At 64.6% G+C, this 23,122-nt stretch carries 23 protein-coding genes; 6 read left to right on the top strand and 17 right to left on the bottom strand.

All coding sequences use genetic code 11. The features are described 5' to 3' along the window. Positions 1 to 87 precede the first annotated feature (87 nt). Positions 88 to 861, bottom strand: a complete 774-nt coding sequence (locus I6F31_RS21085; RefSeq protein WP_225147151.1) for a helix-turn-helix transcriptional regulator — start codon at positions 859 to 861, stop codon at positions 88 to 90. 109 nt (positions 862 to 970) lie between these two features. Here I6F31_RS21085 and I6F31_RS21080 point away from each other — a divergent pair, with 109 nt between their 5' ends. Continuing rightward, complete coding sequence (locus I6F31_RS21080; RefSeq protein ID WP_225147152.1) at positions 971 to 2,050, top strand: zinc-binding alcohol dehydrogenase family protein; 1,080 nt, start codon at positions 971 to 973, stop codon at positions 2,048 to 2,050. A 92-nt stretch (positions 2,051 to 2,142) separates the two neighbouring features. Here I6F31_RS21080 and I6F31_RS21075 read toward each other — a convergent pair whose 3' ends face one another. The 8 genes from I6F31_RS21075 to I6F31_RS21040 all read right to left on the bottom strand — a co-directional run bounded on the left by I6F31_RS21075 (position 2,143) and on the right by I6F31_RS21040 (position 11,087). Beyond that, positions 2,143 to 2,847 carry an ABC transporter ATP-binding protein gene (locus I6F31_RS21075; RefSeq protein ID WP_036010093.1) on the bottom strand — a complete coding sequence of 235 codons (705 nt, stop codon included), beginning with the start codon at positions 2,845 to 2,847 and terminating at the stop codon, positions 2,143 to 2,145. Between the two features lie 7 nt (positions 2,848 to 2,854). Beyond that, the gene (locus tag I6F31_RS21070) at positions 2,855 to 4,135 is read right to left on the bottom strand and encodes a lipoprotein-releasing ABC transporter permease subunit (RefSeq protein WP_225186054.1); all 1,281 of its coding nucleotides are present in this window, start codon (positions 4,133 to 4,135) and stop codon (positions 2,855 to 2,857) included. 90 nt (positions 4,136 to 4,225) lie between these two features. Continuing rightward, positions 4,226 to 5,545 carry a proline--tRNA ligase gene (proS, locus tag I6F31_RS21065; protein WP_225186053.1) on the bottom strand — a complete coding sequence of 440 codons (1,320 nt, stop codon included), beginning with the start codon at positions 5,543 to 5,545 and terminating at the stop codon, positions 4,226 to 4,228. A gap of 164 nt (positions 5,546 to 5,709) precedes the next feature. Further along, a complete protein-coding gene (locus tag I6F31_RS21060) occupies positions 5,710 to 7,272 on the bottom strand; it encodes a CopD family protein (protein WP_225125183.1) in 1,563 nt (520 codons plus the stop codon). Then, complete coding sequence (locus I6F31_RS21055; protein WP_225113116.1) at positions 7,272 to 7,790, bottom strand: YcnI family protein; 519 nt, start codon at positions 7,788 to 7,790, stop codon at positions 7,272 to 7,274. The genes I6F31_RS21060 and I6F31_RS21055 overlap by 1 nt, the downstream gene beginning before the upstream one ends. Before the next feature lie 29 nt (positions 7,791 to 7,819). Further along, positions 7,820 to 8,353: a copper chaperone PCu(A)C gene (locus tag I6F31_RS21050; protein ID WP_225125182.1), complete on the bottom strand. Its 534-nt coding sequence runs from the start codon at positions 8,351 to 8,353 to the stop codon at positions 7,820 to 7,822. Between the two features lie 63 nt (positions 8,354 to 8,416). Further along, complete coding sequence (locus I6F31_RS21045; protein ID WP_225186052.1) at positions 8,417 to 10,627, bottom strand: TonB-dependent receptor; 2,211 nt, start codon at positions 10,625 to 10,627, stop codon at positions 8,417 to 8,419. Positions 10,628 to 10,712: 85 nt separating this feature from the next. Further along, on the bottom strand, positions 10,713 to 11,087 hold the full coding sequence (locus I6F31_RS21040) for a DUF2946 family protein (protein WP_192893192.1): 375 nt from the start codon (positions 11,085 to 11,087) through the stop codon (positions 10,713 to 10,715). A 481-nt stretch (positions 11,088 to 11,568) separates the two neighbouring features. Here I6F31_RS21040 and I6F31_RS21035 point away from each other — a divergent pair, with 481 nt between their 5' ends. The 4 genes from I6F31_RS21035 (at position 11,569) to I6F31_RS21020 (ending at position 15,690) form a co-directional block, all read left to right on the top strand. Then, positions 11,569 to 11,973, top strand: coding sequence for a globin (locus I6F31_RS21035; RefSeq protein WP_036025300.1), 405 nt, complete (start codon positions 11,569 to 11,571; stop codon positions 11,971 to 11,973). Between the two features lie 142 nt (positions 11,974 to 12,115). After that, positions 12,116 to 13,135, top strand: a complete 1,020-nt coding sequence (locus tag I6F31_RS21030; protein ID WP_036010114.1) for a sugar ABC transporter substrate-binding protein — start codon at positions 12,116 to 12,118, stop codon at positions 13,133 to 13,135. A gap of 15 nt (positions 13,136 to 13,150) precedes the next feature. After that, positions 13,151 to 14,653 (top strand): sugar ABC transporter ATP-binding protein, encoded by a 1,503-nt coding sequence (locus I6F31_RS21025; RefSeq protein WP_225186051.1) that lies wholly within the window; start codon positions 13,151 to 13,153, stop codon positions 14,651 to 14,653. 11 nt (positions 14,654 to 14,664) lie between these two features. Then, on the top strand, positions 14,665 to 15,690 hold the full coding sequence (locus I6F31_RS21020; RefSeq protein WP_225125179.1) for an ABC transporter permease: 1,026 nt from the start codon (positions 14,665 to 14,667) through the stop codon (positions 15,688 to 15,690). A gap of 317 nt (positions 15,691 to 16,007) precedes the next feature. Here the strand turns inward: I6F31_RS21020 and I6F31_RS21015 are convergent, their stop codons facing one another. From I6F31_RS21015 to I6F31_RS21005, 3 genes are read right to left on the bottom strand one after another with little or no spacing between them, the layout of a single operon-like run. Next, positions 16,008 to 16,709: an L-2-amino-thiazoline-4-carboxylic acid hydrolase gene (locus tag I6F31_RS21015; RefSeq protein ID WP_225186050.1), complete on the bottom strand. Its 702-nt coding sequence runs from the start codon at positions 16,707 to 16,709 to the stop codon at positions 16,008 to 16,010. A 46-nt stretch (positions 16,710 to 16,755) separates the two neighbouring features. Next, positions 16,756 to 17,142 carry a RidA family protein gene (locus I6F31_RS21010; RefSeq protein WP_036010122.1) on the bottom strand — a complete coding sequence of 129 codons (387 nt, stop codon included), beginning with the start codon at positions 17,140 to 17,142 and terminating at the stop codon, positions 16,756 to 16,758. 1 nt (position 17,143) lies between these two features. Next, a complete protein-coding gene (locus I6F31_RS21005; protein WP_225186049.1) occupies positions 17,144 to 18,013 on the bottom strand; it encodes a VOC family protein in 870 nt (289 codons plus the stop codon). A gap of 126 nt (positions 18,014 to 18,139) precedes the next feature. Here I6F31_RS21005 and I6F31_RS21000 point away from each other — a divergent pair, with 126 nt between their 5' ends. Beyond that, positions 18,140 to 18,766, top strand: a complete 627-nt coding sequence (locus I6F31_RS21000) for a LysR family transcriptional regulator (protein WP_225186048.1) — start codon at positions 18,140 to 18,142, stop codon at positions 18,764 to 18,766. 12 nt (positions 18,767 to 18,778) lie between these two features. On the opposite strand, the gene I6F31_RS20995 is transcribed toward I6F31_RS21000, so the two are convergent. From I6F31_RS20995 to I6F31_RS20975, 5 genes are all read right to left on the bottom strand, one after another. Further along, positions 18,779 to 19,003 (bottom strand): hypothetical protein, encoded by a 225-nt coding sequence (locus I6F31_RS20995; protein ID WP_036025312.1) that lies wholly within the window; start codon positions 19,001 to 19,003, stop codon positions 18,779 to 18,781. A 346-nt stretch (positions 19,004 to 19,349) separates the two neighbouring features. Next, positions 19,350 to 20,372 carry an oligopeptide/dipeptide ABC transporter ATP-binding protein gene (locus tag I6F31_RS20990; RefSeq protein ID WP_225186047.1) on the bottom strand — a complete coding sequence of 341 codons (1,023 nt, stop codon included), beginning with the start codon at positions 20,370 to 20,372 and terminating at the stop codon, positions 19,350 to 19,352. Next, positions 20,365 to 21,345 (bottom strand): ABC transporter ATP-binding protein, encoded by a 981-nt coding sequence (locus I6F31_RS20985; protein WP_225186046.1) that lies wholly within the window; start codon positions 21,343 to 21,345, stop codon positions 20,365 to 20,367. Before I6F31_RS20985 ends, I6F31_RS20990 begins: the two co-directional genes overlap by 8 nt. Further along, positions 21,342 to 22,163, bottom strand: coding sequence for an ABC transporter permease (locus I6F31_RS20980; RefSeq protein WP_036010134.1), 822 nt, complete (start codon positions 22,161 to 22,163; stop codon positions 21,342 to 21,344). Before I6F31_RS20980 ends, I6F31_RS20985 begins: the two co-directional genes overlap by 4 nt. Beyond that, positions 22,160 to 23,083: an ABC transporter permease gene (locus I6F31_RS20975; RefSeq protein ID WP_128265629.1), complete on the bottom strand. Its 924-nt coding sequence runs from the start codon at positions 23,081 to 23,083 to the stop codon at positions 22,160 to 22,162. Before I6F31_RS20975 ends, I6F31_RS20980 begins: the two co-directional genes overlap by 4 nt. Between the last annotated feature and the right edge of the window lie 39 nt (positions 23,084 to 23,122).

The raw sequence follows: 23,122 nt of genomic DNA, 5'->3' as shown, positions 1-23,122 counted from the left end.
GGGGCGGCTCAGCATCAAGACGCCTCTCGGGTCCTGCTCGGCCCAGCGCGCGATGCAGGTGGTCAAGTGTCTTCAACAACGGCGGGCTTAGAGCGGCGTATAGATCACGAGCTTCAGCGCGGGATCGTCGTTGGCCTGGAAGCTGGTGTGCTCGAAGTGCAGCACGCCTTTGCTCGTATGGTTCATGGTCTTGCGGCCCGAGATGGTGCTGCGGATGTCGTGCGCCTCCCACCATTTGACGAATTCCGGGCTGCCCTCGCGCAGCCGCGTCAGCAGCTCCGTGAAGGCGGGATCGCCGGCCCAGACGTCGTGGGTGGCGCGAAACATCGCCACCATCGCCTTGGCTACGTCGGTCCAGCCGGCGCCGTAGGATTTTCGCGTCTGCTTGTTCGTCAACATAAGAAGCAGCGTGTTGCGATCCTGCTCCGGCAATCGCCCGAACCCGAACACCTCCTCGGCCGCATCGTTCCAGGCCAGCACGTCCCAGCGCCGGCCGGTGATGTAGGCCGGCTGATGCAGGCTCTCGATCATGCGACGAATGGGCGGAGGCACGATCTCGCGGGTGAAGGGGCTCCTTGCGGGCTCGCGCGCCAGCGCCTTGAGGTGGGCGTGCTCGGCCTTGCTGAGACGGAGGGCCCGGGCCAGCGCATCCACGGTGGTCACGGACGGGCTGACCGTGCGGCCCTGCTCGAGACGGATGTACCAGTCGACGCCGATGCCGGCGAGCTGCGCGACTTCTTCGCGGCGCAGCCCCGCGGTGCGCCGGCGCCGGCCCACCGGAAGCCCGACCGCCTTCGGCGACAGCTTTTCGCGGCGGGACCTCAGGAAGTCCCCGAATTCAACGCGGCGTGGATCGACCATGGCGGGTGTCCCGGCGATGGAGGGCCTATGAAATACTAGGATAATACCAGGCCTTCCTGACTTCCGCCAGGGCAGCATATGGACCTCACCCGACCTCGAGGTGAACATCATGAAAGCTGCCGTACTCAAATCCTTCGGATCGCCGCTGGCGATCGAGACTGTCCCCGAACCGGTGCTCGGCACCGGCGAGGTCATCATCGACGTCGTCGCGACGCGCGTGCTGTCCTACATGAACGAGGTCTTCGACGGGACGCGCAACTACGCGCTCGACCTGCCCATCGTCCCCGGCCCCGGCGGCGTCGGCCGCGTGCGCGCGATCGGTCCGGACGCGACCAGGCTTGCCGTCGGCGACTGGGTGTTCTGCGATCCGACAGTACGCTCGCGCGACGATGCCGTGGCGCCCGATATCGCCCTGCAGGGCCTGACCGCCGCGGGAGCTGGCGGCATGCGCCTGCAACGGCACTTTCGCCACGGCTCTTTCGCCGAGCAGATGCGGGTGCCGACCGAGAACGTCAAACCGCTCGGCCCGATCACGTCCGAGCAGGCGACACAATGGTGCGCGCTGGGCACGCTGCTGGTGCCCTATGGCGGCTTCCTTGCGGCAAATCTTCGCCCGGGCGAGACCGTGCTGGTGAGCGGCGCCACCGGCAATTTCGGCAGCGCCGCCGTCTCCGTCGCGCTGGCGATGGGCGCAGCCTGCGTGGTCGCGCCGGGCCGCAACGAACGGATCCTCGCCGACCTCGTCCGCCGCTTCGGGGCGCGGGTGAAGCCGGTCAAGCTCTCGGGTGACGAGGACGACGACCGTGAGACGATGAAGCGCGCCGCACCGGGGCCGATCGACTGCGTCTTCGACATCATGCCGCCCTCGGTGAGCCCGACTGTCGTGCGCGCGGCAGTCATGACGGTCCGCGCTTACGGACGCGTCGTGCTGATGGGTGGCGTCGGCATGGCGGGCGGGCCGGGCCTCGAGCTGCCCTACCCCTGGATCATGCGCAACTGCATCAGCATCCACGGCGTCTGGATGTATCCGCCCGATGCGGCCAGCCGCCTGATCGCACTGGTGCGTGCCGGGCTGCTGCGGCTGGAAGAGTACGAGACAGAGACCTTCGATCTCGACCACGCCAACGAAGCCGTGGCGCATGCTGCCGCCAATGGCGGACCGTTCAAATTGACGGTGATCAGGCCCTGAATCGTGAGGCGGCGACGGACCGCCGTCTTCGATTTTTTTCGGAAGTCTCACCAAGCACTTGGCTACTGTGCATGGGGTTGTTTTCGAGCTCTTTAGTCGAGCTCGACCACCTGGCCGTTCGACAGCGAGACCCGCCGGTCCATGCGGCCGGCGAGCTCCATGTTGTGGGTCGCGATCAGCATCGACACATGCGTCGCCTTGACCAGCTGCATCAGGGCCTGGAACACGTGCTCGGCGGTGCCGGGGTCGAGATTGCCGGTCGGCTCGTCCGCAAACAGCACGCGCGGCGCGTTGGCCACCGCACGGGCGATGGCGACACGCTGCTGCTCGCCGCCCGACAGCTCGGCGGGGCGGTGGGTGATGCGGTCGCCGAGGCCGAGATAGCCGAGGATCTCCTTGGCACGCTTGACGGTCTCGGACTTCTTCAGGCCGCGGATCATCTGCGGCAGCATGACGTTCTCGAGCGCCGAGAACTCCGGCAGCAGCCGATGCGACTGGTAGACGAAGCCGATATCGGTGCGGCGCAGCTGCGTGCGCTCGATGTCGGGCAGTTGCGAGGTCGGCGCGCCCGAGACATAGACCTCGCCGGAATCGGGGGCTTCCAGCAGCCCAGCGATGTGCAGCAGCGTCGACTTGCCCGAGCCCGACGGCGCCACCAGCGCGACCGACTGACCGGCCCACAGCGCCAGCTTGGCGCCGTCGAGGATCGTCAGCGGCACCTCTCCCTGCAAGTACTGCCGCTTTATCTCGTGGAGATAAATGACCGGTACATCTTCTGCCCCCTGCTGCTGCTCCATCAGCCCCTCACTCGTACCGGAGCGCTTCGACGGGATCGAGGCGCGCGGCGCGCCACGACGGATAGAGCGTCGCCAGGAACGACAGCGTCAGCGCCATGATGACGACGGCCGTGGTCTCGCCGACGTCGATCTCGGCGGGCAGTTTCGACAGGAAGTAGAGCTCCGGCGAGAACAGCTCGGTCGAGGTCAGCCAGGACAGGAATTGCCGGATCGATTCGATGTTAACGCAGATCACGAGGCCGACGCAGAAGCCGACCAGCGTGCCGACGACGCCGATCGAAGCGCCCGTGATCAGGAAGATCCGCATGATCGAGCCTTGCGAGGCGCCCATGGTGCGCAGGATCGCGATGTCGCTGCCCTTGTCCTTCACCAGCATGATCAGGCCGGAGACGATGTTGAGCGCGGCGACCAGCACGATCATGGTCAGGATCAGGAACATCACGTTGCGTTCAACCTGGAGCGCGTTGAAGAAGGTCGAGTTGCGCTGCCGCCAATCCACCAGGAAGATCGGCCGGCCCGCCGCCTCCGTCACCGCCTTGCGGAAGGCGTCGATCCTATCGGGGTTGGTCGTGAACACCTCGATCGAGGTGACGTCGTTGCTGCGGTTGAAATAGGCCTGCGCCTCGGCAAGCGGCATGAACACGAAGCCGAGATCGTATTCGGACATGCCGATCTCGAACACCGCGACGATCTTGTACGGTTTTATCCGCGGCGTCGTGCCCATGGGCGTCACTGCGCCCTTCGGCGCCACCAGCGTGATGCTGTCGCCGGCATGCAGCGAAAGCTGATCGGCGAGGCGCCGGCCGATCGCAACGCCCTGTCCTTCGTCAAAGCCCTCGAGGGAGCCCTGCTTGATGTTCTTGGCGATCGAGGTGAGGTTGTTGAGATCGTCGGAGCGGATGCCGCGCACCAGGACGCCCGAGGCGTTCCAAGGCGATGACGCCAGCGCCTGACCGTCAACCACCGGCGCCGCGAGCCGGATGCCCTCGACCTGGCTGAGGCGGTCGGCAACGTCCTTCCAGTCGGTCAGCGGCGATTCCAGGGGCTGGACCAGGATGTGGCCGTTGAGGCCCAGGATCTTGTCGAGCAGCTCCTTGCGGAAGCCGTTCATCACGGCCATGACGATGATCAGCGTCGCAACGCCGAGCATGATGCCGAGAAAGGAGAACCCGGCGATGACCGAGATGAATCCCTCTTTCCGCCGCGCCCGCAAATAGCGCGCCGACAGCATCCACTCGAAGGGCGCGAAAGGCGCGGTTTGCACGGTTTCGGTCATGGTTTCATTCATCGCTCGATAATCCCATGATTCGGGGTCAATTGTGGCCGGATTGGCGGCCGCGATATCGCGCGATGAACAATATTCAGCCGACCAGCCTTATCAGCCCACAAGTCTTGCGACCGCGTCGGCAGGCGACATGGTCTCGCGCGCGCCGTCGCTGCGCCGCTTGATCTCGACCTTGCCGTCGGCGAGCCCCTTCGGCCCGATCATGATCTGCCAGGGGATGCCGATCAGGTCGGCGGCGGCGAATTTGGCACCGGCGCGTTGATCGGTGTCGTCATAGAGCACGTCGACGCCCTTGGCCATGAGCTCGGCATAGAGCTTCTCGCAGGCCGCATCGACGGCCGCATCGCCCTGCTTCAGGTTGAGGATCGAGACGCGGAACGGTGCCACCGCTTCCGGCCATTTGATGCCGGCATCGTCATGGCAAGCCTCGATGATGGCACCCAGCAGGCGCGAGACGCCGACACCGTACGAGCCGCCATGGATCGGCACGTCGACACCATCAGGCCCCGCCACGAGCGCCTTCATCGGCTCGGAATATTTGGTGCCGAAATAGAAGATCTGGCCGACCTCGATGCCGCGGGTGTTCACCCGCTTGTCCACGGGCACCTCCTGCTCGAACCGCGCGGCATCGTGGACGTCTTCGGTCGCCGCATAGAGCGAGGTCCATTGCTTGATGATCGGCGTCAGGTCGCTCTCATAATCCACGTCCTCGCCCGGCACCGGCAGGTCCAGCACATCGCGATTGATGAACACGCCGGATTCGCCGGTCTCGGCGAGCACGATGAACTCGTGGCTGAGATCGCCGCCGATCGGGCCGGTCTCGGCGCGCATCGGGATCGCCTTCAGCCCCATCCGCGCGAAGGTGCGCAAGTATGCGACGAACATCTTGTTGTAGGCGACGCGCGCCGCGGCCTCGTTGAGGTCGAAGGAATAGGCATCCTTCATCAGGAACTCGCGGCCGCGCATCACGCCGAAACGCGGACGCTGCTCGTCGCGGAATTTCCATTGGATATGATAGAGATTGAGCGGCAGGTTCTTGTAGGACTTCACATAGGCGCGGAAGATCTCGGTGATCATTTCCTCGTTGGTCGGTCCGTACAGCAGCTCGCGCTTGTGGCGGTCGGCGATGCGCAGCATCTCCGGGCCGTAGGCGTCGTAGCGGCCGCTCTCGCGCCAGAGGTCGGCGAGCTGGAGCGTCGGCATCAAGACCTCGATCGCGCCGGAGCGATTCTGCTCCTCGCGCACGATCTGCTCGATCTTCTTCAGCACGCGAAAGCCGAGCGGCAGCCAGGCATAGATGCCCGCCGCCTCCTGCCGGATCATGCCGGCACGCAGCATCAGCCGATGCGAGACGATCTCCGCCTCTTTCGGATTTTCCTTCAGGATGGGCAGAAAGAACCGCGACAACCGCATGGTAATACTCTGGGAATCAGTGATCGCCTGCAGTGAAACCGGATTGGGAGCGAAAACACAAGACGGGAATGAAGAAAAGCCGCTAACGCGGCGAAATAGCTGTCATTTTTCCGTTGCCTTCAGGTTTGACTTCAGGAGCACCGTGCTCAGCAAAGCCGGTGAGCCTAGGGCGGCGGCACCTCGAGTTCATCCGCCAGCGTGATCTTCTCGAAATCGCTCACAAGCGCCTCGATCCGCACACGCCAGCGGCCGGCGAAGGGCAGCTCGACCCTGCGCACGTGCCAGTAGCCATCCGGCCCGAGCAAGGCGACCCGTTCCATCGGCTCGATGCCACGCTCGGGCAGACTGAGGGTCAACGTCACCTCTTTGGCCGCCAGGGGCGTCCCCTCGCCGGTCATGAGCTGGAGCACGAAATCGTCCTTGCCGACCTTTCCAGGTGACACCAGCACCTGGAACATCGCCTTGTCGCCGTGGATGTGGATCGCCAACGGCGTCTCCGGAATGATCGTTCGCGGCGGCGGCGTGAAGCGCCAGCCGGCGACGACGGCAAAGATGGCGAGGGCGATCACGCATTCGAGGAGGATCGAGCGCTTGAGGATGGTCTGGGCTCCACGATCGCGGGCGAGTGCCGGAGTGAGGCGGAAGCGGTTGAGCGCCGCAAGTGCGAGCAGCATGAGAACCAGGCCGAGCTTGATCGAGAGGATGAGGCCATAGCGGGTCTCGACCAACGCCGAAACTTTTTCGAGCTGAACAATCGCAAGGGCGAGGCCCGTCAATGCCAGCACGCCGACCGCCGGCATGGCGATGCCCGAGAAGCGCTTCACGACGGCGAGTGTTGCCGGCGTCGGCTTCGACAGCAAAGCCGCGAGCGGAGCAAGAGCGCCGATCCATAGCGCAACGCACAGGCCGTGAAGAAACATCGCCGGGCGCATCATCATTCGAGGCGGCGCCGTTGCGGCATGCCCGCTCATGGCGAGCGACAGGCCCACGCCGACCATGGCAATGATCGCAAGAGCCCGCGAAGACCATGCGCTGCGGAGCGCCAGCAAGGCGAACAGCATCGCGGCGGCAGCAACTAGAAACGCGCGGCCGGCACTGGTTGCCACCGCGACCTTCCAAGGCGCGGCCGTCGCGAGCGCCGCCGGCGGCAGGCCGAGGAGATCGAGACCCAGCGCACCGAGCGACACCACCGCGCTGGAAAGGCCGACCGCGAGCGCCATGCGCGGCACGGTCATGCCGGCCAGAGACCATGATATCCAGCGCGCAAACCACACACCGCCGACGCCTACGAACAGACCGAGATAGAGGCCAACGCGCGCCAGCCAGATCAGCGCGGCCAACCAATGGTCAGTACTCGCGGACGGCTTCGTCTCCGACGGCATGCCGACTGAAAACATCACCGATCCCACGATCGGATGGCCATCCTGCGAGACCACGCGATAGCTGACGACCGCGGTCCCCTCAGGCAGATCCGCCGGCATCTGGATCGAAATCGTGTCGCCGGACGCGCTGACGCGCGTCTCGTCCCGCGCCCTGCCCGTCCCGTCGATCAGCCGGATCGCGCCCGGCGTTACCGGTTCGTTGAACCGCAGCTCGACCATCTTGGGCGCGGTCGCGAGCGTGCTGCCATTCGCCGGCTCGACCGAGATCAGCGCCGCATGCGCGAGCGCACCGCTCGCGAAGCCCGCAGCGAAGAGCAGCGTCGCGAGCGCGGCGAGGAGGCGCATCAGGGTTTCGGCAGGAGCTTGACGCCAGGCGCCGGCGACTTGCCCTCATGCGAATGGCTTGACCCCTCGGTTGGGATCTCGATCCAGCGTCTGACGCCGGTCTCGCATTCTTGAACCACTGGGAAGTACAAGGTCGTGTTCGCCTTGAGCTTGTCGGTCAGCACCGTCTGCATGATGAACTCGTCATAGTTCTTGTCCGGCAGCTTGCCGCCGGACCACGCCACCTCCTTGACGCCGGACGAGAGCTTGTTGCCGTGATAGTCGTATTCCCCCGCATATTTGCCCTCGACGACGTCGATGGTCCAGCCGGCCTTCGGCATCGGCTTCACCGCGATGACCCCTTCCGGAATCTGCACGCGGAGCTTCACCGTCGGCGAGCCCGCGCAGCCATGCGGCACGGTGAACACCGCCTTGTAGGACGCGCCGATTGTGGCTTGCTTGGTCTCGAGAGAGACATGCGCCGCCACTGGTGATGCGGCGACCGCGGCAATCAGAATCAGGCAGGATCGCTTCGACATATTCGGTCTCCCGAGAGTCCAGAACAGTCTCATTTCATCTTCATTCCCGAATGATCCGGCATTTTCTTCATGTCCATGTGACCCGAGTGCCCCCCGCCGCCCGGTGCTTGCGCGCCGACGCCCTGGACGTCGAGGGCAACAGTGATCTTGCCGGCCTTCTCGAACTGAAGCGTCACCGGCACCTTGTCGCCCTGCTTGAACGGCCCCTTCAGCTCCTGAAGCATCAAATGATTGCCGCCGGGGGCGAGCTTCACGGTCTTGCCGGGCTCGATCGCCAATCCCTTGTCGAGCGCGCGCATCTTCATCACGCCGTTGTCCATGGCCATCTCGTGAATCTCGGCCTTGCCTGCGATATCGGCGGACACGCTGACCAACCTGTCGGCGGCGCTCCCCTTGTTTTCGATGGTCAGATAGCCGCCGGCGACCTTGGCGCCGCCCGGCGTCGCCCGGCTCCAGGCCTGCGAGATGACGAGATCGCCGGCCTTGACGTCGTCGGCTGCGACTGCCGCGCTGGTGCCGAGCAGCATGGCGGCCGCCAGAAGTGATAGCTTGATCCTGTTCATTTGGTTCCCTCGGTTTTGATCTGATTGGATCGGTCGTGGTGGTCTCGGCAGCCTCAGTGCGCTTTACCATCGATACCTCATTCCGGTGTAGACCGCCCGGCCCGCACCTGGCTCGAACAACGCCGACGTCGCGGTGGCGCGATCGATGATACTGACGCTTGCAATGTAGGTCCTGTTGGTGAGGTTTCGACCCTCGATATAGGCGGAGAACGGCCCGCCATTGTCGAAGCCCGCTTTCAATCCGAGCAGTGCATACGGCTCGGTCGTCAACGTGTTCATACTGTCGACAAAATAGGCCTGCGGCACCCATTCGACGTTCGGACCAGCATAGAACCCGGTCGGATGCTTATAGAGCAACTCGGCGCGCAAATAGTGACGCGGCGCGCCGGGCAGCTGGTTGTTGCCGAACGCCGTGTCGCTGTCGAAGCGAAAATCGCTGTAAGTATAAGCGAGGTTGAGCCACACCTTGTCGGGCGCGCCTCCTGTCACGAAGATATCGCGGAAGATTGCTGCCCCTGCCCCCGCCTCGACGCCCTGGTGGAAGGTTCGGTCGGCATTGGTCACGTTGCAATTGCCGAACGCGCTGTACAGGCACAGCAGCTCATCGCGGATATCGGCGCGATAGGTGGTCAATTCCCACGAATAGTCGGGCCGTCGCATGCGGGTCCCTATCTCGTAGGTCGTCGCAATCTGCGGGCGGATGCTGGTGAACGGAATCGTCGGAATGCCAGGACCGCGCGCGCTCTCGCCGAAGCTCGGCACTTCGGCGCTCCGCGAAACATTGGCGAAGGCCTGCCACGTCGGGTCGATCTGCCACAGCAGGCCCGCCTTCGGCGACCACAGATCAAAGCGGGTTGCTCCCGACTGGTCGCCGTCGCTGAGAAACCGGTCCTGCCGATCGCGGGTCGCATGCAGGAATTGCGTGCCGGCGATCGCGGCGACATTCGGCAGAAAGTAGAAGCTGTCCTCCACGTAAACCGAGGTGTTCTCCGAGCGATCGATCGACGACGACAGCAATGCCCCCTTCTGTCCGGCAATGTTGGCGAACTGCTGGTTGTCGATGCTGCCGTTCAACAGGTTGACGCCCGCAACCAGCCTGTTGCGGTAACCGCCGATGATGCGGTCGTCCGTAACCTTCGCGAAGCCGCCATAATCCTTGTAGCGATAATCGAGCCACTGGAAGATCGGATGCATGAGGTGCCGGTCGACGCCGAAAGCGCCGAACTCCAACCTGGTGTCGTCGAATCGGATCGTCGTCTTGTTTGCCAGCCTGATCGTGTCGATGTTGCGCTGCTGGTCCAGCGCAACGTTCGCCGGAGCCGCGGCCTCCGGATTGGTCAAGGCAGACGCCTTGGTGACGGTTCCTGGAATGCGCTGCCGCACCTCGTTGGCGTTAAGATAGAATCGCGTCTCGAAATCCGGCGAGAACTGGTAGCCAACATTGCCGCTCACGCGGTTGCCCGAGCCGAAGCTGTGATCGCGGAAGCCGTCCGTGGCCTGCGTTGATGCGGTGACGAAACCATCCCACGGCCCGTTGGCGCCTCCTGCATTGGCCTGCAGTCGCCTGAAGCCGAAGGCTCCCACGTCGAGCGAGACTCCATTCGGAAATCGGTCGCGTCCCGATGGCGTCACGAAGTTGACGGCGCCTCCCAGCGAATTGGCTCCGAACTGCAGCGCGTTCGCGCCCTTGTACACCTCGACGTATTTGTAGGCGGTCGGGTCGATCTCCTGGAAATCGCCGTAGCCGTCCGCCGTATTGATCGGGATGCCGTCCATGTAAAGCTGCACGCCGCGCAGATGGAAATTGCGCGACAGGCCGGATCCGCGGATCGAAAGCCGGGTGTCGTCACCCCATTTCGGCTGCGCAAACACGCCGGGAACGTAGTCCAGGACATCCTTGATCGTGCTGGCGGGAGTCGAATTCCGGTAGGCCTCCGCTGCGACCAGCGCTACGCCGCCCGGCGTCTGGTTGATCTCGCTCAGTGCCTGCTGGGCGGTGAGAACCGTCAGGGCACCAGGACCGAGGCCCCCTTCGGAAGCTGCCGTCGGTTGCGGACGCGCAGTTGCGGGCGCGCGGGCCCGCGTTGATCGCGCGGCGGTTCGCTGTGCGCGGGCTGGAGAGGCCCGTTTCTCCCGCGGCGCGTCGACTGTGACGGGAGGAAGCTCGCGCCGGTTTTCCTCCGCGATTGCGTTGGATGGCACAACGAGGGCAGAAGCTGAGGCAAGCAGAATTTTGCGTGCGGAAAGCAGTCGAAAGAAGCCTGTACGAGGCATGAGGTCATTCCTGATGCCGGCAGAGAGCCGGTGCATAGCGATCCCGGCACGGCCGAAGCCGGCGCGGAGCTGAAGGTTTCGCGGATCAGGAAATGCGAGGGGGAGCGCGCGCCCAAGCGCTCGAACCGTCGATGGCGGCGAGGACGGGCGCGTTCGCCACGTGCCAGACGATGCGGGCGATGGGGCGGACGGGAGTTGAGAACGCCGCATGGGGCGGCGCGTCAAGCGAAGCGTCAGCGTGCGCGAGGCAACAAAGCGCACATGCGCCAGCTTTTGCGGCCGGTGTCCCGGTCTCATCAACCGGGCCGCCCTGCTCACTTGTGCTATGGCAGATGACGCCTGCAGAGAACGGATCGGCCGCAGCCTGGCCGGCCGCGAGACAGGCGGCGATCGGCGCCAGCACCTGCATCGCCAGGGCGAGCAGGACCAGAGGCAGGAATTTTTGCAGGCGTGCGCGCATCCGCCGGACCATTCGTTCGTGCGCTAACTAATCACTCGGGCGCAGCCGAGTCGAGGCCAGTTCCGCAGCCTGCTTGGTCCCGCGCAAATTGCTCGAAAGCTGTGGCCGGACCGCCCTACGCCCGAGCCCGGCCGGTATCTGAGGCAGGGAAACCTGCCCGGCCATCCACAAATTTCTTATATCTGTCATATGTTTAGGTAGGCAGAAGCCCGAACGTTTCGTCAGCTGCTCCTATTTTGAACATTCGTTGCCGAAAATGATGACAAGTGAGAAAAGTTGATCTAGCATCCCTCTTGCTCAGGCGCTGACCGCGAGGTCGAGGCCTGGTGGTCCAAGTCTCGGGAGGAGCCCCTGGCGCGCAAAACGCAGCGTCGCCCCGTCAATCAAGATCAAATCTTAAGATCGGGGATAATAGGGTCGACACAATTTTTGAGCGGGGCCAGGGCCCCGCTCTTTTTTTGCCCGCGCGGCTGAACTGTCGATGAACGCGGCCTTTCATCCCATCCACGACAGCTTCGAACGTGCGGCCTCGCGCTGCGCCGACCTCACGCCGTTCGTCTATCGACGTCTGTTCGATCTCCATCCGGAAACGCAGGCGATGTTCCGCACGGACGGCGGTGACCTCGTGAAGGGGTCGATGCTGGCGCTGACGATCGAGGCGATTCTCGACTTCGCCGGCGAGCGCCGCGGGCATTTCCGGCTGATCGCGTGCGAGGTCGCCTCGCACGACGCCTATGGCACGCCGCGCGAGCTGTTCAACGCGTTCTTCGCCGTCATCAGGGATGCGCTCCGCGATCTGCTCGGCGATGAATGGACGCCCGAGATCGCGCAGGCCTGGGATACATTGCTCGCCGAGATCGACGCATTCGCCGCCGCGGCCACCTGACGCTTTGCGCTGCACCAACGCGCGGGCTGCGACGACACTGCGGCTGAATGCAGATTGAGTGCGAACAACTCTTGTGAGAGACTTTCGGAGATCGGTAGCGCTACCAATGACGCGCCGACGACAAAATATATGGGAGCGAGCGATGTCCGGGACGAAAGATTTCTCGACGACCAGGCGCGATCTTCTTCAGGCGGCTGCGGCCGCCGGCGCCGGAGCTGCCATCCTCGGCAGCATGGGCATAAACCCCGCACTGGCCGCAGTCGGACGCAGCGAGAAGCCGTTGAAGGCGGCCTTCTCCAACGCCGGCCTCCAGGCCACCTGGTGCGCGCAAGGCAAGCAGGCGGCGGAATTCTGGGGCAAGCTGTTCAATGTCGAGGTGACCTGGTTCGACGGGCAGCTCGATGCGGTGAAGCAGCGCGCGGCGATCGACAACATGGCCTCGCAGAAATGGGACTTCGTCGCGATCCAGGCCTTCGGCATCGGCACCCTCACCCAGCCGGTGCAGAAGATGATCGACGCCGGCACGCCCGTGATCGACATGGACACGCTGATCGCGCCGCTCGATCAGATCAACGTCCATTCCTTCCTCGCTCCCGACAACGAGTTCATGGGCGCTTCGGTGACACAGGCGCTGTGCAACGCCATGGGTGGCAAGGGCAAGATCATCATGACGCAGGGCGCGCTCGGCCACACCGGTGCGCAGGGCCGCGCCAAGGGCTTCAACTCGGTCGTCAAGCAATTCCCGGGCATCGAAGTGCTGGACACCCAGCCGGCCGATTGGGACGTGTCGAAGACCGCCCGTCTCTGGGAGACCTATCTGACCAAATACCCGCAGATCGATGCGGCCTTCTTCCACAATGACGACATGGCGCTGGCCGCCGCCAACATCATGAAGGCGCGCAATCGCACCAACATCCTGATCGGCGGGGTCGACGCCATGCCGCCGGCGATCCAGGCGGTCAGCGAAGGCCGCATGTTCGCGACCGTCCGCAATCCGTCCTGCCGCATCCATGGCGGCGCGATCGTCGCGGGCGTCTCCGCCGTGGTCGGCGGCGAGAAGAGCGGACAAGGCATCCCGAAGAACGTCGTCACCGACGGTCCGGTCGTGACCAAGGCCAACGCCGCCGGAATGCAGTGGATGCAGGATCACTTCCTGATCTGAGCGTCCAGATCTTTCATGAGCGTGGGACAACAGCCCATCTTGGAACTGCAGGGCATCACGAAGAGCTTCGGCGGCGTCGAAGCGCTTCGTGGTGTCGACTTCGCGCTTTATCCCGGCGAGATCCACGGTCTCGTCGGCGAGAACGGCGCCGGCAAAAGCACGCTGATGAAGATCATCGCCGGCGTGCACACCGAGTTCTCCGGCCGCTTCCTGGTCGACGGCCAGGAGATGCATTTTCGCTCGGCTCGCGATGCGCACGCCGCCGGCATCGCCATGGTGCACCAGGAGCTCAGCGTCGCGCCCGACCTGACGGTCGCGGAGAACGTCTTCCTCGGCAACCAGCCGACCAACGCCTTCGGCCTCGTGCAATGGCGGCGGATGGCGCGCGAGGCGGGCGAGCAGCTCGCCCGCTTCGGCATCGACGTCGATCCGATGGCGCGGCTCGGCGACCTTCCGATCGGGCTGCAGCAGTTGATCGAGATCGCGCGCGTGCTGTTCTCCGGCGCGCGCATCGTCATCCTGGACGAGCCGACCTCCGCCCTCTCCCCGCCCGAGGTCGAGCGCCTGTTCACAACGCTCCGACGGCTGCGCGAGGAAGGCACGGCGATCGTCTTCATCTCGCATTTCATCGAGGACATCCTGCTGGTGTCCGACACGGTGACCGTGTTCCGCAACGGCCGCAAGGTTGCGGAGACGGCGAGCGCCGCGACCAGCAAGGGCGCGCTGATCGAGGCCATGATCGGCCGCGGCGGCGAGGCGCTCGAGCATAGCTACACCGACGATCTGATGCTGCCGCAGCCAAGCGACAGCAAGGTCGTTCTCAAGGTTGACCAGCTGTCGTTGTCCCGCAGCCTTCAGGACGTCTCGTTCGAGGCCCGCGCCGGCGAGGTGCTCGGCATCTACGGCTTCATGGGCTGCGGCCAGCAGGAGCTGTCGCGCATCCTGTTCGGCAAGCTGAAGCCGGACGGCGGCACGCTTGCAGTCGAAGGCGTGCCGAAAACTTTCGCCAGCACGGCGGCGGCGCGGCGCGCCGGCGTGGCGCTGGTGCCGGAGAGCCGGCGCGACATGCTGTTCCACCAGGAGCCGGTCTACAAGAACATCTCGATTAGCATTCTCGACCGCATCTCCTCGCTGCTGCTCAAGCCGGCGCAGGAGCGCGACATCGCCAAGCGCCAGGTCGAGCAGCTGCAGATCAGGCCGCCGGTGGTCGGCCTCGATCTCGGCATGCTCTCGGGCGGCAACCAGCAAAAGGTCGCGCTCGCGAAATGGCTGACCTATCCACCCAAGCTGCTGGTGCTGTGCGAGCCGACCCGCGGCATGGATGTCGGCGCCAAGAACGACGTCATCAACATCGTCCGCGACCTCAGGACAAGGGGGCTCGCGATCATCGTGCTGTCGACCGAGCCGGAAACGGTGCTGTCGCTGGCCGACCGCATCCTCGTGCTCAAGCGCGGCGCCTTGGTGCGTGAATTCAAGAACGAGCCGGTCAGCAAGGACCGCCTGCTGGAAGCGGCGTGACGGAGAAGCACATGAGCAGCGAGACGGCTTTGGCGACAGGACAACGAGCGCGGGGCCTTGCCCCCTTCCTGCGCTCGCAGATGCGCAACATCGCCCCGTTCCTGACGCTGATCTTCCTCACCGCCTTCTTCGCCTTCGCCAGCCCCTCCTTCGCGACGCTGGACAATCTCGGCAACATCCTGACCCAGGTGTCGGTGACGGGCATCATCGCCGTCGGCCTCACCTTCGTGATCCTCTGCGCCGAAATCGACCTGTCGGTCGCCAGCATCGCCAACGTCACGGGCATTGCGGTCGCCTACTTCACGCTGCAGGAATCCTACGTCAACATCGCCAACATCCCCCTGCCCGGCGCCGTCGCGATCATCCTGTCGCTCCTGCTCTGCGCCCTGCTCGGTCTCGTCAACGCGGTGGGGCTGACCGTGATCGGCATCCCCTCCTTCATCATGACGCTGGCAATGATGCAGATCGCCGCCGGCATCTCCGCGCTGCTGGTGCGCGGCCAGATCGCCTACAAGGTGCCGAGCCTGATCACGACGCTCGGCTCGGGCTCGATCGGTGGCATCCCCTGGATCGTCATCGTCGCCGCCATCATGCTGCTCGGCGGCCATCTGGTGCTGACCTACACGCGCTTCGGCCGCTACGTCTACATGGTCGGCGGCAATCGCGAAGCGGCCGAATATTCGGGCCTCAACGTCAAGCTGATCCTCGGTGCGGTGATGGTGATCTCGGCGGTGTGCTCGGGCCTCGGCGGCATGCTCGGCGTCGCCCATTTCGGCAGTGCGCAGCAGAACGAGTTCGACACCTACCTGCTCGATTCCATCGCCGCGGTCGTGGTCGGCGGCACCAGCCTGTTCGGCGGCCGCGGCGGCATCGGCAACACCATCGTCGGGCTTTTCGTCCTCGGTGTGCTTAACAACGGCCTCGACCACGTCAACATCGACAGCTTCCTGAAGATCCTGATCCGCGGCCTGATCCTCCTGGCGGCGCTGGTCATCAACGTCTATGCGCAGCGCTTGAGGGAGAAAGCGGCGGAGTAGTCGGCCGCAAAACAAAAGTGCGAAAACAACCCCATGCACAGTAGCCCGGGCTAGCGGAATCAACGACTTGCCGGCGGGTGTCGTTAAATTGCGGATTTGGCGAAGTCGATTTGCTCCGTCGGGCAAAACAGGGGTATAGTGGCATCATCGGCAGCCGGCTTTGAAAGGCCGGTGCGTCCCCCGTCATCGGGTGCGTCCCCGTCATTGCGAGCGCAGCGAAGCAATCCAGGACTCTCTCCGCGGATGCATTTCTGGATTGCTTCGCTGCGCTCGCAATGACGACGTGGATTCGGGATCAGCTATATCGCGGGTGCGGTCTAACTCCCGGTCTTGGCATTCGATGGCAATCGCGAGAAGCGGAAATTGCAGTGGGTTGCGCCGCCCGCCAGCGTCTGGGTCCGTTCCAGGCGGATGCCTCGCGCAGCATAGGCGACGAAGTCGAGGCCGCAGATGTTCGGCAGGATTTCCTTGTCGCCATGGCAGGCCGCAAGCTTGCAGAAGCCGCAGGCCTTGTAGTCGATGCCGAATTCGAAAGTGTCCTGCGGGCCCGGCTCGACGAAATCGTAGACGAAATCTTCCGGAAACTCCGCTTGGTGAGCTTGTGTAACGCTTCTTGCCGCCTGTTCGCGCATCAAGGCCTGGTTCTCCCGTGACATGAACTGGCGCCCAGCCGCGAGACGCTCGGCTTCTGGCGCCCTCAGCAGCTGGGCCTTGTAGGTTTCCCGCTCGATCTCGCCGATCACCGGCACCGGAACGCCGTGGCGCCGCAGCACCCGGCTGATGGCCATGAAGCCGGTCAGACGCATGAAGAAATCGCTCATGCGGCTTGCCGCGCCGCCGACATAGGGCATCTGGGTGAGGACGATCTGAAATTCGTCCATCACCTCCTGCCTGATTGCGTCGATGTCGGAGAGATGCGTGCGCTCGCGGAGCATCGCTTCGGCAAGACCTATCCGCTCGCGCATGGCGGCCTCCATCGCATGGCGATGCGTCTGGTAGAACGGATGAATCTCAGCCATTGGACACCTGATATGCTTGCCTCATCGCAACATCGACGACGCCGCCTCATTCCGCGGCGATCGCCTCGATCTCCAGCAGCCATTTGCTGTCGACGGTCTCGACGACCACGACGGTCAGTGCCGGCTGGTGCTCCCCGAGCATGGCCCGACGAATGGCGCGGTTGGTGACGACCTGGCTGCGATCAGTCAGGAACGTGGTGACCTTGACCAGGTGCTCGACGCCAAGGCCTGCCGCGGCGAGCACCTCCCTGACATTGCGCCAGGCCTGCTCGCATTGCGCCTCGAAGCCGTCGGGCACGGTGCCGTCGGACCTTTGAGGCACCTGGCCGCTGATGAATAGCAGGCGGCGATGCTGGCTGAGTTCAAGGCCCATGCTGTAGCCGCCGGCGGGAGGATGAACCGACGGAGGATTGTGCGTGACGATTTGAGCCATCTCAGAATGTCTCCTGTGCGACAAACTCCAGTGCCAGGCCATGCGACGCCGCCGGCGGCACCAGCAACACGCTGCCGAGCATTTCGAAATTGATGCCGTTGGCTTTCAATATGCGTCGCGTCGCATCGAGATCGGCGACGGCAAGCCGCGTCGCGCAGAAGCGTGGTGAGGCTTCATTCGCGAGGCCCGGCAATCGCCGTGACAATTCCGCAGGACCGAGCACCGTGACTCGATCGCTGGACTTGCCGACCGTCAGCCGTCCCGGCACAAGCTCGGCTGTGTCCTCCATGAGATGCTCGAGAAATTCGCGATGCCTTGCTGGCTCCGGTGCCGACATCACAACTTCGATCACACGCGTGGCCCCGTGGGCATGACGCTGATAGTCGGGTTTCCAGAACAATTCCGGCGGATGGCGCTGCTCGCAGGTGAAGAACGCGATGCCAGGCATGGCGGGGTCGGTCGCGAAGGCGAGTGAAAACTCCACGCGCGCCGTGCCTCCCGCCGGCAGCACCGCATCGCGGCCGAAATCGAACGGCGCGTAGGCCCCGATGCGTCTCGCCGCAAAACGCGCGGCATCTGCGTGCGCGTCGGTGCTGTGCAGGGCTAGCATCGACATGCCTTCGGAGCGCCCGAGAAAATCCCGATGGTGAGCCGCGAAGCTGAAGCGTCCCGGTGCGGCGGCGGGCACCAGCGCATCGTCGGTGACAGCCAGCAATTCCAGAAAATTGTCTGAGAACTGCGCCAGGCGATTGCTGGTTCCAAATGGATGCACGCCGGTCGGCGTCAGAGTGAAGCCGAGCTTTTGCCAATCCAGCGCAGCTTGTTGCAGATCGTGGACGCAGATGACGAGGTGGTCGAGACGGCGGGGCATGGGGTTCTCCGGATTGCGCCTGACCGTACCCGGCGCCAGCGCCGTCGCACAAACCATCATTCCTGCTGTTCAGCGCAAGAAAATCTATTGCAAGCACGCAGCCATTGCATGACAAACTGCGTAACGATGACCTACGCCCTGCCCCCACTCAACGCGCTCCGCGCCTTCGAGGCCGCCGCGCGCCATCTCAGCTTCAAGCTGGCCGCGCACGAGCTGCACGTTACGCCCGCGGCCGTGGGACAGCAGGTGAAAGCGCTGGAGGCGCGCCTCGGCGTGCAGCTGTTCGAGCGTCTGCACAAGCAGCTCATCCTCACCGAGGCCGGCCGGGCCTATCTGCCCGGGATCTCCGAAGGCTTCCGCCACATTGCCGAGGCGACCTCGCAGCTGAAGCCGGCAGGCACGGTGCTGCTGCAAGTGGGGGTCCACGGCAGCTACGACCTGCGCCGCCTCGAACTTGGGGCGTTTCGCAGCGCACATGCGGACATCGGTTTGAGCGTGCTGCAGCCCGCCGGCCTGCACGAGCTCGTCGAGGGCAAGGTGGACGTGCTGATCGCCCGCGGCGCAAGCCACCATCCGGGCTATCGCTGCGAGCGGATCAACGAGGGATCGGGCCCGGGTGATTGGCTGGTTGCGCCGGAAGGCACGGCGGATTGCCCGGAGATCGTGAGTTTTCGGGCATGGCTGCGCGCGCTGCCCGCGGCAAAAACGCTCGCAGACCGTCGCCCGCGCCTGGTCGGCGGCTTCGGGAGTTGAGGCGCCAGCGGGCTACGGACGACGCACAAGCCCCCGCCTTGCGCGCTTGGCAATCGCATTGCAGTGCCGAACAAAAAAATAGGCAGTGAGGACGACGATGAGCAGGCCAGCAATCCAACGGCCGGCAGCAAATACTGCAATGCAAAGCAGGTAGACTAAAAACATGACGATGGTCCAAACCAAGATGAACCCCAAATAAGTCCGCCCGGTCGGAATATTGCTGACGTTACGTACCATGGCTTCCGTTCGACCTGATGTCTCATTACCTGTACATCGCAAGCCCGCGCAACAATGGGCCGCCCCAAAATGCGTTTGTACGTTGTCGATGCAAGCTACGCCAGGTAAAGCACCGACGAGCCGAATAGTTAAAAATGCCGCACAGATCGTCTGGGCCGTTGCAGCGGTGGGAGTTCGCACCTTCATCGGAGGTACCTACAGTTTGGCCCATCACGGGTGGTTGGGAGCCATCGCACTGGGAACCGTCGGATTTTGCGTGGGAGCGATGCTGGCGGCGTCCCCTCTCACATTCCTCGAATTCTTGAGCGCGGGATTGTGACCGACGACAAATTTCCGCCTCCACGTTTCAGGTTGGGGTCAAGGCCATCCGCTCCGCAATCTCCTCACTCCGCCAGCACCGCACCGCGTGCCCATCTGCGCGCGTCTCCAGCGTTGGCCCCGGCTCGCTCCGGCACACCGCTTCCGCATGACGGCAGCGCGGGCTGAAGGCGCAGCCGTTCGGCGGGTTGAGCGGATTGGGCAGGTCGCCGCCGGTCGTTGCCAGTGGGGCGTGGTGCAAGGGATCGGGGATCGCCGCGATCAGGGCCTGCGTATAGGGGTGCGCGGGGCGCTCGAAGATCTCGCGCCAGTCGCCGTTCTCCACGATGCGGCCGAGATACATCACCGCGACGCGGTCGCTCATGTGCTCGACCACGCCGAGGTCGTGGCTGATCATGATGTAGGACAGGCCGAGCGTGTCCTTCAATTCCAGCAGCAGATTGATGATCTGGGCGCGGATCGAGACATCGAGCGCCGACACCGGCTCGTCGCAGATGACGATCTTCGGGTTGAGGATCAGGGCGCGGGCGATGCCGATGCGCTGGCGCTGGCCGCCGGAGAATTCATGCGGATAGCGGTCGGCCTGCTCGGGGCGCAGGCCGACATGCCTCAGCATCGTCGCGACGCGGTCCTCGATCTCGCTTTTCGCGGTCACGCCGTGCACGCGCAGGGGATCCTCTAACGTGCGGCGAACGGTCTGGCGCGGATTGAGCGAGGCGTAGGGATCCTGGAACACGATCTGCACGATGCGGGCCAGCGCTTTCCGGTCGCCGGATGGCCGGTTCGTGACGACCTGTCCGTCCAGCACGATGCGGCCGCGCGTCGGCGTCAGCAGGCCGAGGATCGAGAGCGCGACCGTCGACTTGCCGGAGCCGGATTCGCCGACGAGGCCGAGGCATTCGCCGCGCTTCAGCCTGAGGTCGACGCCGTCGACGGCGCGGAGCAGCCGACGGCCGCGGCCCAGCAGGCCGCCTCCAAGCGGAAAATGAACGGCGAGATCCTCCACGCTGAGGATCACATCGTCATCCGCTCTGCCCTGCGGTTCATGCATGGTGGTGACACCGGACGAAACCGCCCGCCTCCAGTCCATCCGTCTGCGGCGCGGTGGTACGGCAAATATCCGTCGCCTGCGAGCAACGCGGATTGAACCGGCAGCCATCGGGGAAGCGCGTGATCGCCGGCACGACGCCCGCGATCTCCTTCAGCCTGCTGCGGCCGAGAGCAGCACGGCTGCCAAGCCGCGGCAGCGAGTCGACGAGGCCCTGCGTATAGGGATGGGACGGCGCACGGAAGATGTCGGCCGAGCCGCGCTCCTCGACGATGCGGCCGGCATACATGACAGCAACACGGCGGCAGACATTGGCGACCAAGCCGAGATCGTGGCTGATCATCAGGATCGCCGTTCCGCGCTCGGCGCACAGATTGCGCATCAGCTCGATGATTTCCGCCTGCACGGTGACGTCGAGCGCGGTGGTCGGCTCGTCGGCGATCAAGAGGTCCGGACCGCAGGCGAGCGCAATCGCGATCATCACGCGCTGGCGCATCCCGCCGGACAGCTGATGCGGATAGTCCTTCACGCGCCGCTCGGGCGCGGGGACGCGGACGCTCGCGAGCGCCTCGACTGCCAGCTGGTTGGCCTCCCGCCAGCTCTTGCCCTTATGCAGCACGAACATCTCGGCGATCTGCCGCCCCACCGGCGAGACCGGGTTCAGCGCCGTCATCGGCTCCTGGAAGATCATGGCGATGCGATTGCCGCGCAGTTGCCGTTGCCTCGCAGCGGACAGGTGCTGGATCTCCTGGCCCTGGAACCGGATGACGCCGCCGCCGATCGACAAGGGTGGCCGCAGCAGGCCGATCAAAGCGAGCGCCGTGATGCTCTTGCCGCAACCGGACTCGCCGACGAGGCCGAACGTCTCGCCGCCATCGATGCGGAATGAAACGCCTTCGGCCGCAGCAACGCGCCTTAATCCGTCATCGAGATCGATGCGGAGATCCTCGACCTCGAGCAGCGGCGCGCCGGTCATGTGCGCCGGCTCCGCGATTGCGGATCGAGGATGTCGCGCAGGCCATCGCCGAGCAGATTGAGGCCGAGCACGGTGAGGAAGATGGCAAGGCCCGGGAAAATCGAAAGCCACGGCGCCGTCGTGATCTGCTCGCGCGCTTCCGACAGCATGCTGCCCCAGCTCGGAAAGGGCGGGCGGACGCCGAGGCCCAGGAACGACAATGCGGCTTCGGACAGGACCGCGCTGCCCATGCCCAGCGTGCCGATGACGACGATCGGCCCCAGCATGTTCGGCAGGAGCTGCGTGATCATGATGCGGATATCACCGTAGCCGAGCACGGTGGCCGCCTGCACATAGCCCTGGCTCCGCAGCGACAGCGCCGAGGCCCGTGCCAGGCGGCAAGTGAACGACCAGTTGGTCAGCCCGAGCGCGATCAAGAGGCTGGTCAGCCCGGGACCGAGCACGGCCATGATGGCGAGCGCGAAGATCAGCGAGGGGATCGCGAGCATGAGATTGGTCAGGGCGTTGACGACATCGTCCCACCAGCCGCCGAAATAGCCGGCGCTGAGGCCGAGCGCCACGCCGATGACGCTGTTGATGAGCTGGGAGACGATACCGACCGTCAGCGAGACGCGCGCGCCGTAGAGGACACGGGAATAGATGTCGCGGCCCTGCGCGTCGGTGCCGAACCACCAGGTCCAGCTCGGCGGCTCCTCCGCATTCATGAGGTTGGCGTCCATGACGGGATCGGTGTGCGCCAGCCATGGCGCGAGCAGACCGACCACGATCGCCAGCGCGAACAACGACCCGCCGATGACGAGATTGGCGCGCAGCTTCATGCGTATCTGATCCTGGGATCGATCACGCCGTAGAGCATGTCGATCAACAGATTGATCGCGAGAAAGAACATCACCACGACGAGGATGGAGCCCTGGACGGCGGGAATGTCGCGCTGGAGCACGCTGTCGACCAGCAGCGAGCCGATGCCCGGCCAGGAGAACAGTTTCTCGACCACGACCGCCTGCCCCATCAGGGCGCCGAACTGCAGGCCCATGGTCGTGAGGATGAGGACGAGCGCGTTGCGCATCACGTGCCACTTGACGACCCTGGTCTCGCTCATGCCCTTCGAGCGCGCGGTGCGGACGAAATCCGCGGTCATGATCTCGAGCACCGCGGCGCGCGTCGTCCGCGCCAGCAGCGCCATCGGCGAGACGCCAAGCGTCACGGCGGGCAGGATCAGGTATTTGAGGCTGCCGTCACCGTAGCCGAAACTCGGCAGCCAGCCGAGCTTGAGCGCGAACAGGTACATCAAGAGCAGCCCGAGCCAGAACTTGGCCAATGACAGGCCGGACACTGCCAGCATCATCGAGACGGTGTCGACGAGGCTGCCCGGCCGCAAGGCGGCGACGAAGCCGAGCGGCACGCCGAGCAGAATCGCAAACGCCATGGATGCGAAGATCAGCTGCAGCGTCGGCCATGCCCGCTTGGCGATCATGGTCGTGACAGGCTCACGGGTCCGGAACGATGTTCCGAAATCGCCGGTCGCGAGCCCGGCGATGTAGGTGCCGAAACGCATATAGACGGGCTGATCGAGGCCGAGCTGCTTCTTCATGCGCAGCTCGACCTGCGGATCACTGTCGTCGCTCATGCTCGAGACGATGCTGCCGGGAACGACGCTGAACAGCACAAACACCAGCAGCACCACGGCGAGCACGGTCGGGATGGTCTGCAGGACGCGGCGGATCAGGAACGCGAGCATCTCAACTTTTCCCCGCTCCCTCCCTCGCCCGTCGCGCTA

The sequence above is a fragment of the Bradyrhizobium sp. NBAIM01 genome, assembly GCF_020194115.1.
Taxonomy (GTDB): domain Bacteria; phylum Pseudomonadota; class Alphaproteobacteria; order Rhizobiales; family Xanthobacteraceae; genus Bradyrhizobium; species Bradyrhizobium yuanmingense.
The sequence above is the reverse complement of the archived record's forward strand: the minus strand, read 5'-3'. Positions and strand labels throughout refer to the sequence as shown.